General features: G+C 68.4%; 8 protein-coding genes, 1 tRNA gene and 2 pseudogenes. 7 read left to right on the top strand and 4 right to left on the bottom strand.

What is annotated here, in order from left to right:
• Positions 1 to 10: 10 nt before the first annotated feature.
• The 5 genes and pseudogenes from ASE02_RS23040 to ASE02_RS22710 form a co-directional block, all read left to right on the top strand.
• Positions 11 to 1,090 (top strand): annotated as a pseudogene (locus ASE02_RS23040) (CHASE3 domain-containing protein); the annotation flags it as partial.
• 1 nt (position 1,091) lies between these two features.
• The coding region (locus ASE02_RS23035; RefSeq protein WP_235536720.1) for a methyl-accepting chemotaxis protein at positions 1,092 to 1,908 on the top strand (817 nt) is incomplete at its 5' end.
• A complete protein-coding gene (locus ASE02_RS16040; RefSeq protein ID WP_056735548.1) occupies positions 1,908 to 2,378 on the top strand; it encodes a chemotaxis protein CheW in 471 nt (156 codons plus the stop codon). The genes ASE02_RS23035 and ASE02_RS16040, both read left to right, overlap by 1 nt.
• A 52-nt stretch (positions 2,379 to 2,430) precedes the next feature.
• A pseudogene (locus ASE02_RS23370) lies at positions 2,431 to 3,906 on the top strand (HAMP domain-containing protein); the annotation flags it as partial.
• 101 nt (positions 3,907 to 4,007) lie between these two features.
• Entirely contained in the window at positions 4,008 to 4,697 is a 690-nt protein-coding gene (locus ASE02_RS22710; protein WP_369818579.1) for a methyl-accepting chemotaxis protein, read from the top strand.
• A 147-nt stretch (positions 4,698 to 4,844) separates the two neighbouring features.
• Here ASE02_RS22710 and ASE02_RS16030 read toward each other — a convergent pair whose 3' ends face one another.
• On the bottom strand, positions 4,845 to 5,132 hold the full coding sequence (locus ASE02_RS16030) for a DUF167 family protein (RefSeq protein WP_056735546.1): 288 nt from the start codon (positions 5,130 to 5,132) through the stop codon (positions 4,845 to 4,847).
• A gap of 5 nt (positions 5,133 to 5,137) precedes the next feature.
• The gene (locus ASE02_RS16025) at positions 5,138 to 5,452 is read right to left on the bottom strand and encodes a YggT family protein (RefSeq protein WP_056735545.1); all 315 of its coding nucleotides are present in this window, start codon (positions 5,450 to 5,452) and stop codon (positions 5,138 to 5,140) included.
• A 126-nt stretch (positions 5,453 to 5,578) separates the two neighbouring features.
• On the opposite strand from ASE02_RS16025, the gene ASE02_RS16020 reads away from it, so the two are divergent.
• Positions 5,579 to 5,654 (top strand) — tRNA-Ala (locus tag ASE02_RS16020).
• Positions 5,655 to 5,782: 128 nt separating this feature from the next.
• Here the strand turns inward: ASE02_RS16020 and polA are convergent.
• Positions 5,783 to 8,650, bottom strand: a complete 2,868-nt coding sequence (polA, locus tag ASE02_RS16015; protein ID WP_056735544.1) for a DNA polymerase I — start codon at positions 8,648 to 8,650, stop codon at positions 5,783 to 5,785.
• Between the two features lie 145 nt (positions 8,651 to 8,795).
• Here polA and ASE02_RS16010 point away from each other — a divergent pair, with 145 nt between their 5' ends.
• Positions 8,796 to 10,841 (top strand): MHYT domain-containing protein, encoded by a 2,046-nt coding sequence (locus ASE02_RS16010; protein ID WP_056735543.1) that lies wholly within the window; start codon positions 8,796 to 8,798, stop codon positions 10,839 to 10,841.
• Positions 10,842 to 10,847: 6 nt separating this feature from the next.
• On the opposite strand, the gene ASE02_RS16005 is transcribed toward ASE02_RS16010, so the two are convergent.
• Positions 10,848 to 11,648 (bottom strand): isocitrate lyase/phosphoenolpyruvate mutase family protein, encoded by an 801-nt coding sequence (locus tag ASE02_RS16005; protein ID WP_056735542.1) that lies wholly within the window; start codon positions 11,646 to 11,648, stop codon positions 10,848 to 10,850.
• Positions 11,649 to 11,715 lie beyond the last annotated feature (67 nt).

The raw sequence follows: 11,715 nt of genomic DNA, 5'->3' as shown, positions 1-11,715 counted from the left end.
GGGCGTAGTGATGAACATCAAAAACATGCGTATTTCCGGCAAGTTGATCTCGGCGTTCGCCCTGATCCTTGCAGTCTTTACGCTATCGGCCGTCGCGGTATTTTTCAGTCTAAACACCACCTTGGAGTCCGCTGAGCGCAACAACGTCAGCAATCTCAACATCCAGGACGTGTCCGGGGTGCTCTATTACGCCGTCGAACAACAGAACGCCGCGCGCGGTTACGCCGCGACACGCAACGCCGATTTCCTGAAGAACTATGACGCGGACGCCGTAGCTCTTGAGAAGAATCTGTCCGCCTTCCAGGAGCGGACCACGAACGCCGAACAGCGCGAGCGCGCTGGGCGGCTGAAGACGGCGCTCGCCGATTGGCGTGTCAAGAACGACCAAGTCATCACCTTGGCGCGCGACCCGGCCACGCTCGAACAGGCGCGCGCGATGATCGACAAGGTTCGATTGACCGCCGTGCGAGGGGTTCAGGGCGAAATCCTGACCGCCCAGAAGAAGCTGGTCTCCGAGCGTTGGGCCGCGCAGCAACAGGCGATCAGCCAGGCCAAGATGACCCTGGTCGTCGGCAGCGTCGTCGCCATGCTCGCTGCCGCCGCCATGGCGTGGCTGCTCTCGAAGGCGATCGCCGCCCCGGTGGGCGCGATGACCCGGACGATGGGTCGGCTCGCCTCGGGCGACAACACCGTCGAGGTGCCGGCGGTCGGCCGCACCGACGAAATCGGCGAGATGGCCCAGGCGGTCCTGGCCTTCAAGGACGCCGCGATCGAGAAGCTGCGTCTTGAAAAGCAGGGCGAGGAGCAGCGCGCCCAGGCCGAGATCGAGCGCCAGCAGCGCGAGGCTGAGAAGGCCCGTGAGGCCGAGCAGGACGCCGTCGCCATCGGCTCGTTGGCCGAGGGGCTGGGCAAGCTGGCGCGCGGCGATATGACGTTCCGCATCACCGCGGCCTTCGCGCCGAAGGCCGAGCAGCTGAAGACCGACTTCAACGCCGCCGTGACGACCCTGCAGACCACCATGTCGGTGATCACCAGCAACACCACCAACATGCGTTCAGGCGCCGGCGAGATCAGTCAGGCCGCCGACGATNCACCGAGCAGCAGGCCGCCAGCCTGGAAGAGACCGCCGCGGCGCTCGACCAGATCACCGCCACGGTCCGCAAGACCGCCGAGGGCGCCAACCACGCTCGCACCGTCGTCGAGACCGCCCGGTCGGACGCCGAACATAGCGCCGTGATCGTCAGCCAGGCCACCGCGGCCATGGGCGAGATCGAGGGTTCGTCCAAGCAGATCGGCCAGATCATCGGGGTGATCGACGAGATCGCCTTCCAGACCAATCTGCTCGCCTTGAACGCCGGCGTCGAAGCGGCTCGCGCCGGTGAAGCCGGCCGCGGCTTCGCGGTCGTCGCCTCCGAAGTCCGGGCCTTGGCCCAGCGTTCGGCCGAAGCCGCCAAGGAGATCAAGTCGCTGATCACCGCCTCGTCGGCCCAGGTCGCCTCCGGCGTGAACCTGGTCGGCGAGACCGGCAAGGCCCTGCAGCGGATCGCGGCCCAGGTTTCGGAGATCAACGGCGCGGTTTCGGAGATCGCCGCCAGCGCCCAGGAACAGGCCGTCGGCCTGCATCAGGTCAACACCGCCGTTAATCAGATGGATCAGGTTACGCAGCAGAATGCGGCCATGGTCGAAGAGTCCACCGCCGCCAGTCACGCGCTCGCCAGCGAAGCGGTCGAGCTCGCCCGTCTCATGGGCCAGTTCACGATTGGCCAGGACAACGACCAGCCGACCGTTCGTAAGACCGCCGCGCCCCGCGCGTCGAGACCTTTGCCCACAAGGGGTTACAGCTCCGGGGCCGCCACGGCGGCCAGGTTGGAGCCGGTCGGAGAAACCGACAGCTGGGAGGAGTTCTGATGGAAGTTTCCACTACCCGTATCCCGTCGCCGGGGGCCGAACTGATTTCGGTTCGCATCGGTGAACAGGCCTACGCGATCGACATCATGGCGGTGCGTGAGATTAGGGGATGGACGGCGGCGACGCCGTTGCCCCACGCCCCGACCCACGTCCTGGGCATGATGAACCTGCGCGGCGCGATCTTGCCGGTCATCGACCTGGGCGCGCGGCTGGGCCTTGGCCCGGCCTCGCCGACCACCTCGTCGGTCGTGGTCGTCGCCCAGATCGGCGACGCCCAGATGGGCCTGGTCGTCGACGCGGTGTCGGACATCCTGACCGTCACCGAGGGTTTGATCCAACCTCCGCCCGAGGTGGGGAGCCCGGAATCGGCGGCCTATGTGGCCGGGGTCATGACCACCGACACCGGGATCGTGTCCCTGCTGTCGCTGGATCACATCCTGCCGGCCGATATCCAGGCGGTCGCCGCCTGAGGCCTGCCAGGCCGTCCTGTCTGCCCCAAGTGAGTTGTTGAGGAACGTGAGTATGTTGTCCCGCCTGTCGATCGCCTGGAAGCTGATGATTGCGGCGGGGTGTGCGATCGGGGCGTTGCTGTTGTTGGCCGCGGCGCTGGTCGCGGCCAACGCCAGCGGGATGGTGCGGGACCTCTCCAACGATAACGCGCAGGCCCTGGCCGGCAAGGCGGCCGCCCAGGTGGCCACTGACCTTGGCCAGATCCAGGGGATGGGCGCGGCCATGGCCCTGACGCTGGGCGCAGCCCATGAAAACGGGGTTCGCGACCGTAAGGTGCTGGCGAGCCTGCTCAAGCCCTCGGCCTCGGCCTCGCCGATGATCCTGGGCGCCTGGTTCATGGAAATTCCGGACGCGCTCGACGGCCAGGACGCCGCCCATCTGGGCGACGCCGCGGCCGGTTCGAACAAGCTTGGCCAGTTCACGCCCTATTGGGTGAACGACGGCGGCCAGCTGCGCCTGGAGCCGTTGGACACCGGCGCCGACTACGAGCAGCCCTTCTATCAAACCAGCTTCAAGAGCGGCAAAGCCGCCATTGTCGAACCCTATCCCTACGAGGTCGGCGGCAAGACCATTTCGATGACCTCGGTGACCTTCCCGGTCATGTCGGGCGGCCAGATGATCGGCGTGGCGGGGTTGGACCTGGCCCTCGACGACGTCGCGACGCGCCTGGGGGCCATGAAGCCGTTCGGCGACGGCCGGGTGATGCTGGTCTCGCCTGACGCCAACTGGGTCTCCCATCCCGACGCTGCGCTGCGGATGAAGCCCTATGCCGACGCCGGCGCGGTTGAGCTGAAAGGCGCGCTCGCCAGCGGCCAGCCGGTCCTGCTGACCAAGCTGGACCAGCCGACCGGATCGGTTGAACGGCTGGTCACGCCCGCGCCGCTGCCGGGTCTCAACTCGACCTGGGCCGTGGTGATGGACGTACCCACCAAGCACATCACCGGTCCGGCCCGACAGTTGGCGATCTGGCTGGCGGTCGGCGGCCTGGTGATCCTGGCCCTGGTGCTGGGCGCGCTGTTCATCGCCGTGGGCAAGCTGGTCAGGAAGCCCCTGGCCCAGATCACCTCGGCGGTCGGCGAACTGTCGGCCGGACGTTACGACAAGGCGGTCGGCGGCGCCGACAAGGGCGATGAAGTGGGCGAGATCGCCCGCGCCCTCGAGGGCTTCCGTCACGGCCTGGCCGAGAACCGCGCCCTGCGCGCCGGCCAGGAAGCGGCGGGCATCGCCGCGGAAACCGAACGCCGCCGCGCCGAAGCCGAGCGCGCGGCCATCGCCGAGCAGCAGGCCCTGGTCGTGACCGCCCTGGCCCAGGGCCTGGAGCGCCTGGCCCAAGGCGACCTGACGGCGCGCGTCGAAGGTCAGTTCGCGCCGGAATACGAGGCGCTGAAGCACGACTTCAACATGGCCATGAGCCAACTGCAGAACACGATGGGCGTGGTGGTCGGGGCGACCTCGAGCATGCGTTCCGGCGCCGATGAAATCAGCAAGNCGAGCAGCAGGCCGCCAGCCTGGAAGAGACCGCCGCGGCGCTCGACCAGATCACCGCCACCGTTCGGCGGACCGCCGAGGGCGCCACCCACGCCCAGGGCGTGGTCCAGACCGCGCGCACCAACGCCGCCGAGAGCGCCAACGTGGTGCAGCGCGCGACCGCGGCCATGGGCGAGATCGAAAGCTCGTCCAAGCAGATCGGCCAGATCATCGGGGTGATCGACGAGATCGCCTTCCAGACCAACCTGCTGGCGCTGAACGCGGGCGTCGAAGCCGCGCGGGCCGGTGAAGCTGGTCGCGGCTTCGCGGTCGTCGCCTCCGAGGTCCGGGCCCTGGCTCAGCGTTCGGCGGGCGCGGCCAAGGAGATCAAGATCCTGATCAACGCCTCGTCCGGCCAGGTCGGCCAGGGCGTGGGCCTGGTCGCCGAGACCGGCAAGGCCCTGCAGCTGATCGTCACCCAGGTGGCCGAGATCAACGGCATCGTCACCGAGATCGCCGCCAGCGCCCAGGAACAGGCCACCGGTCTGCACCAGGTGAACACGGCGGTGAACCAGATGGATCAGGTGACCCAGCAGAACGCGGCCATGGTCGAGGAATCGACCGCCGCCAGCCACTCGCTGGCCAATGAGGCGGTCGAGCTGGCCAGGCTCATCGGCCAGTTCAAGACCGGCGCGGCCGATCGGTTCGAGGCGCCCGCCGCCCGGCAGCGGCCGGCGCAGCGTCTCGCGGCCGGCGGCGGCGGTTCGCGCCCGATCGCCGCGCGCAACGACAGCGGCTGGGAAGAGTTCTAGGGGCTAGACGCCCTCAATCCACCGGATCGTCATGGCCGGCCTCTTGCGCCGGCCACCCATAGACTCCGCGCTTAGAGACCTGCCTGAGAGTTTCGTGCGCATGGATCACCGGGACAGGCCCGGTGATGACGAACTGGATGGGCCGCCCTAGGGGCTCGGAGGCGGTCGGCCGAAGGCGGCTTCCAGCGCCTGGTCGTCCAGGCCCTCGATTTCGATCATCTTCAGCCGTGCGGTCTCGCCCGAGATGATCCGCACCGCTGACTTGGGCGTCTTGAGTGTCTTGGCCAGGAACGCCGTCAAGGCGGCGTTGGCCTGGCCCTCGGCGGCGACCGCCGACACCCTGACCTTCAGATAGGGCCGTCCGGCCGGGTCGAGCGCCCAGCCGTCGACGGCGTCGCGGCCGCCCTTGGGCGTCACCCTGACCGGCAGCCGCATGGGGTCTAGGCGAACAGGCCCATCAGGGTCTGGGCCGCGGCGGGCAGCAGGTAGCGCTGGACGCCGGAGATCACCAGGATCGCCAGCACCGGACTGATGTCGACGCCGCCGAGGTTGGGCATGATCTTCTGGAACGGCGCCAGCACCGGCCGCGTCACCGCGTCCAGGAACCGGGCGACGTTGTAGACGAACTGGTTGCGCAGATTGATCACGTCGAAGGCGACCAGCCACGACAGGATGGCGCTCGCGATCAACGCGAAGACCAGCAATCCGAGGAGTGCGTTCAGGATGTAGAACACGAAGCCGAGCAGCGAGATCATCTGGAATTCCGTAGAGGAGGAAGGCTCCTGTATCGGCTGGCGGGCCACGGCTGGCAAGTCGTGACGCCACGATGCAATTCAACGGCTTGACAGGGTGGGCCTCGAACCCCTAATTCCGCGCCTCCTGGGGCCGTAGCTCAGTTGGTAGAGCGCCTCGTTCGCAATGAGGAGGTCAGCGGTTCGACTCCGCTCGGCTCCACCAATCTCCTTTCGGAGATTGGTTGCTCCAGGATCTTCAAGACATTTGGATTTTCACGACCGGTCGCTCGGTGAAGCGCCGGCCCGCGCCCGATGACCGAAGTCAAAGGCCGCGGGCGGTCGCCCACTATGCTAGTGGGCGTCGTCCCAGTTAGTCGCGGCGCGGGCCTCGACCACCAGCGGCACTGAGAAGACCAGCGTCGGTTCGGCGGCGCGCTCCATCACCCGTTTGGCCAGGGCGATCACGGCCTCGGCCTCGGCTTCGGGGGCCTCGAAGACCAGTTCATCGTGCACCTGCAGCAACATGCGCGCCTTCAGCCCCGCCTGGTCCAGCGCGCCCGGCATGCGGATCATGGCCCGGCGCATGACGTCGGCCGCCGCCCCCTGGATCGGGGCGTTGATCGCGGCGCGGTCGCCGAAGGCGCGCTCGGCCGCCGACTTGGACTTCACCGCCGGGATGTTGACCTTGCGGCCGAAGACGGTGGTGACGAAGCCCTGGGTGCGCGCCATCTGCTTGGTGCGGTCCATATAGGCGCGGATGCCGGGGAAGCGTTCGAAGTAGGTCTTGATATAGGCCCCGGCCTCGTCCTGCGGGATCGACAGCTGGTTGGCCAGACCGAAGGCCGAGATGCCGTAGACGATGCCGAAGTTGATCGCCTTGGCGCGGCGACGGGTCTCGGCGGGCATGCCCTCGATCGGCACGCCGAACATTTCCGAGGCGGTGGCCGCGTGAATGTCGTGACCCTCCAGGAAGGCCTTCTTGAGCTGCGGGATGTCGCCGACATGGGCCAGGATTCGCAGTTCGATCTGACTGTAGTCGGCGCTGATCAGCACGTGGCCCGGCTCGGCGATGAAGGCCTTGCGGATCTTGCGGCCTTCCTCGGTGCGGATCGGGATGTTCTGCAGGTTCGGATCGTTCGACGACAGGCGCCCGGTGGTGGTCGAGGCCAGCGCATAGGAGGTGTGGATGCGGTTGGTCCGGGGCGCGATCGCGGCGACCAGGTTGTCGGTATAGGTGCCCTTCAGCTTGGAGAGCTGGCGCCAGTCGAGCAGTACGCGCGGCAGCTCGTGGCCCTGGACGGCGAGGTCCTCCAGCATCGAGGCGTCCGTGGACGCCGCGCCGGTGGCGGTCATCCGGCCCGAGGCTAGTCCCATCTCCTGGAACAGTAGTTCGCCGACCTGCTTGGGGGAGCCGAGGTTGAACGGCCGGCCGGCCAGCTTGTGGGCCTGGGCCTCCAGCTCGCCCATGCGGTTGGAGAAGTCGTAGGAGAGCTTGCGCAGCTGGTCGGGGTCGACCTTGATCCCGTGGTTCTCCATCATCGCCAGGACCGGCGGCATGCCGCGCTCCAGGGTCTCGTAGACGGTCAGCAGGCCTTCGGGCGCCAGGCGCGGCCGCAGGTGCTGATAGAGCCGCAAGGTCACGTCGGCGTCCTCGGCGGCGTAGCAGGTCGCCGGCTCCAGCGGCACGTGCTTGAAGCTTTTCTGGGCCTTGCCGGTCCCGGTCACCGCGGAGAACTTGATCGGCTCGTGCGCCAGCCAGCGCTTGGACAGATCGTCCATGCCGTGGCTCTTGTGCAGCCCCGCCTCCAGCACGTAGCTGATCAGCATGGTGTCCTCGATAGGGGCCACCTCGATGCCGTAGCGCGAGAGCACGGCGATGTCGTACTTGGCGTTCTGGGCGACCTTCAGGACCGACGGGTCCTCCAGCAGCGGCTTCAACCGCGCCATGACCTCCTCGAGCGGGATCTGCTCGATCTCGGCGGGGGTCTCGAACTCCAGTCCGCCCGTGCCCTCGTTCTCATGGCCGACCGGGATGTAGCAGGCCTCGCCCGGCGCGACCGCCAGCGACACGCCGCAAAGCCCGGCGTTGGCGGAGGACAGGGCGTCGGTCTCTGTGTCGAAGGCCACGACGCCGACGGCGCGGGCCCGCGCGATCCAGGCGTCCAGGGTCGGCAGGTCGCGGACGCAGACATAGGCGTTGGTGTCGATGGTCGGATGTTCCGGGGCGCTGGCCGCCGCCGGGGCTGACGCCCCAGCCGCCGGAGCGCCGGCGGAGGCGGTCCCGCCCGAGACCCGGCGGGCCAGGGTGCGCAGCTCCATCTCCTCGAGGAACTTGCCCAGCACCTCGGGATTCGGCTCGGCGATCACCAGGTCGTCGATGGGCGCGGGCAGCGGCGTCTCGCAATCCAGCCGCACCAGTTCGCGCGACAGACGGATCTGGTCGGCGAAGTCGATCAGGGTGTCGCGGCGCTTGGGCTGCTTGATCTCCGAGGCGCGGGACAGCAGCGTGTCGAGGTCGCCGTACTCGTTGATCAGCAGGGCGGCGGTCTTGATCCCGATGCCGGGCGCGCCGGGCACGTTGTCGACGCTGTCGCCGCACAGGGCCTGGACGTCGACCACCTTGTTCGGCGGCACGCCGAATTTCTCGACCACCTGATCGTGACCGATCTTGAGGTTCTTCATGGTGTCCAGCATCGAGACCCGGGGTCCCACCAACTGCATCAGGTCCTTGTCGGACGAGACGATGGTCACCTCGCCGCCGGCGTCGCGCACCTTGCAGGCATAGGCCGCGATCAGGTCGTCGGCCTCGTAGCCGGCCAGCTCGAGGCTCGGCACGCCGAAGGCCCGGGTGGCCTCGCGGACCAGCGGGAACTGCGGAACCAGGTCCTCGGGGGCCGGCGGGCGGTGGGCCTTGTACTGATCGTACAGCTTGTTGCGGAAGGTCTTCTCCGAGTGGTCGAAGATGACGGCCAGGTGGGTCGGCCCCTCGGCCTGGGCCCTCATGTCGACCAGCAGCTTCCACAGCATGTTGCAGAAGCCGGAGATCGCCCCGATCGGCAATCCGTCCGACTTGCGGGTCAGCGGCGGTAGGGCGTGATAGGCGCGGAAAATGAACCCGGACCCGTCGACCAGGTAGAGCCGCACGGCGGGCCCGTCCTGGGTCGGCTGGCGGGGGATGTCGTCCAGGGTGGCGGCGTCGTCGAGGGGGGCGTCGGTCATGGCGCGAAGATAGGGATCGGCGGGCGTTTGGTCACCCTCCCGTTCGCATCGCTTCGAGGCGATGTCTGCGCCCTATGCGGTAGGATCGAATCAGAACAACCATGAGGCGCGAGTAGCTATGACGAGCCCTCGGGGGTGGGCGGTCATGCAGATTCTAGGCCTTTGCTTCAGCAACTCCGCCATCGGCGTGAACGCGCAGCACGACGGCGCCCTGGTTATCCTCTCCTATCTCACCGCAGTGGTGGCCTCGTTCACCGCCCTCGACATGGTCGAGCGATTGCGGACGGCGGCGGCTTCGGCCCGGCGGTTCTGGCATCTGGGCGCGGCCCTGGTGCTGGGCGGCGGGGTCTGGTCGATGCACTTCATCGCCATGCTGGCCTATCGCACGCCGTTCATGGCGCAGTACGATCCTGGCCTGACCATCATCTCCGGCGTCATCGCCGTGGCTGGCGTCGCCGCGGGCCTGCAGGTCCTGGCCAAGCAGGCGACGCCGATGCGGATCTTCGGCGGCGGCGCGCTGGTCGGCCTCGGGGTCTGCGTCATGCACTATATGGGCATGAGCGCCATGCGGACGCCGGGCGAGATCTATTACCGCCCCCTGTGGTTCGCCGCCTCGATCCTGATCGCGCTGGCGGCGTCCACCGCCGCGCTCTGGCTGGCCGTCACGCTCCGCACCGCCGGGCAGCGCGCGGTGGCCGCCATGGTCATGGCCGTGGCGATCTGCGGCATGCACTTCAGCGCCATGGCCGGGACCGTCATCGTCGTGGCGCCTGGCTTGGCGCAGGTGGACGGCGGGACCCCCCTGGTGTCCGGCTCGCTGCTGTCGGCCACGATCTTCGCCTGCATGGCCCTGATCCTCGGCATCGCCCTGATGTGCGCCTATCTGGACCGGCGGCTGGAGGCGCGCTCGCTGGCCGAAGCCGAGCATCTGCGGGCGCTGAACGAGGACCTCGAGGCCTCGGTGCAGTCGCGGACCATCGACCTGACCACGGCGCTGGCCGCCCTGGACGAGCAGCGCCGCCGGGCGGAGTCGGCTAATCGGGCCAAGTCGGACTTCCTGGCCAATATGAGCCACGAGCTGCGCACCCCGCTCAACGCCGTCATCGGATTCGCCGAGGTCCTGCGCATGCGCCGCGGCGATGACGCCCTGAGCGCGCGCCAGGATGAGGCGGTCGGTCAGATCCATACGGCGGGTCGGCATCTGCTGGCCCTGATCGAGGAGGTGCTGGATTTCGCCAAGATCGAAAGCGGCAAGGTCTCGATCTCGATCGAGGCGATCGACCCGCAGGAGGTGGCCCAGGGTCTTTACGGCAGCTTCAAGCTGGCGGCCGATCGCGCCGGGGTCAGTCTCGACATCGTCGCGAGCGATGAGGAGATCGCCGTGCGGGCCGATCACCTGCGGCTCAAGCAGGTGCTCTCGAACCTGATCTCCAACGCCATCAAGTACAACCGGCCGAACGGCTCGGTGCGGGTCGAGGTGAGCGCCGTGGCCGACCGGGTGATGCTCAGCGTGACCGACACCGGTCTTGGCATTCCCGCCCATCGGATGAACGACCTGTTCGAGCCGTTCGACCGGCTGGGGCGCGAGGGACTGGGCGTGGAGGGCGCGGGGCTCGGCCTGGCCCTGACGCGGCGGCTGGTCGAGGCCATGGGCGGCGAGCTGCGGGTGGAGAGCCGCGAGGATGTCGGGTCGCGCTTTATCGTCGACCTGCCGGCCGAGGCCCCCGATCTGGTCGAGCTGCGGCCAGCGCCGGCCGTGGCGAGGGCGCCTGCGGGCCCCGAGCCGGGACCTCAGGCCAAGGTGCTCTATATCGAGGACAACGCCTCCAACATCCGGCTGATGCGCCACATCGCCGAGGCGCTCGGCACCCTGGACCTGCACGTGGCCGAGCATCCGGTCGAAGGTCTCAGCCTGGCCGCGCGGCTGCGGCCCGACGTTATCCTGCTCGACATCAACCTGCCGGGCATGGACGGCTTCCAGGTCAAGGCGCGGCTGGAAGCCAACCCCCTGACCCGGCAGATCCCGGTGATCGCGATCTCGGCCAATGTGCTGGCCGAGACCATGTCGCGCGGGCAGTCCTCGGGCTTCCGGGGCTATCTGACCAAGCCGATCAGCATCGAGGCCCTGGTGCTGGCCATCCACGAGGCGATCGAGCCGCCCTCGGCCCTGGACGGCAAGATCACCGCCTGACGCGGGTCAGCCGAACCGCGCGTTGAGCTCGGGCGCGCCCTTGCCGGCGTCGGCCAAGGCGCTGGCGTCGCCGTCCGCCAGATAGGTCTCGACGGCCCGCCCGAGCGCCGCATAGGCGACGCGGAACGGCGCCGTGGCCGAACTCAGCCGCCGCACGCCCAGCGTCTGCAGCTTGGCGGCCGGGGCCATGCCGCCGCGACCCATGACGTTGAGCGGCAGGGCGATCTTGCTGGCCAGGGTCGCCAGCAGGGTCTCGTCGGTCGGACCGGGCACGAAAATTCCGTCGGCGCCGGCCGCGCGGTAGAGCTCGGCGCGGCGCAGAGTCTCGTCCAGGGCGGCCTCGTCCTTGGCCAGTCCCTTGAGATAGACGTCGATCCGGGCGTTGACGAACAGCGGAACGCCGCTTTCGGCCGCGGCCTGGCGCACGGTCTCGATCTTGCGGGCGTGGAGGTCGGGCGAGCGGGCGCCGTCCTCGAAGTTGATCCCGACCGCGCCGGCCCCGATCACGCCCCTGATGGTTTCGCCGACCATGGCGAGGTCGTCGGAATATCCGCCCTCGATGTCGGCGGTCAGCGGAATCTTCAGCACGCGGGCCATCTCGCCGATGGCGGCCAGCAGCGTCGGGATCGGCAGGATGTCGCCGTCGGCGTAGCCGTGCGCCCAGGCGACGGCGGCCGATGAGGTGGCCACGGCCTTGGCGCCGGCGTCCTCCATCATCGCCGCGCTGGCGGCGTCCCAGGCGTTCGGCAGGACGAGGATCTGCGGACCCTCGTGCAGTCGTCGGAATGTGTCGGCTTGCTGGCCCATGGGCGCCTCCTCGTCTGATGAGGACGATATAGGAAGCGCCGATGTGACGTACTGGCGGAAATCGGCC

Origin of the sequence: Phenylobacterium sp. Root700, from assembly GCF_001429025.1 — a bacterium.
Taxonomy (GTDB): Bacteria; Pseudomonadota; Alphaproteobacteria; order Caulobacterales; family Caulobacteraceae; genus Phenylobacterium.
The sequence above is the reverse complement of the archived record's forward strand: the minus strand, read 5'-3'. Positions and strand labels throughout refer to the sequence as shown.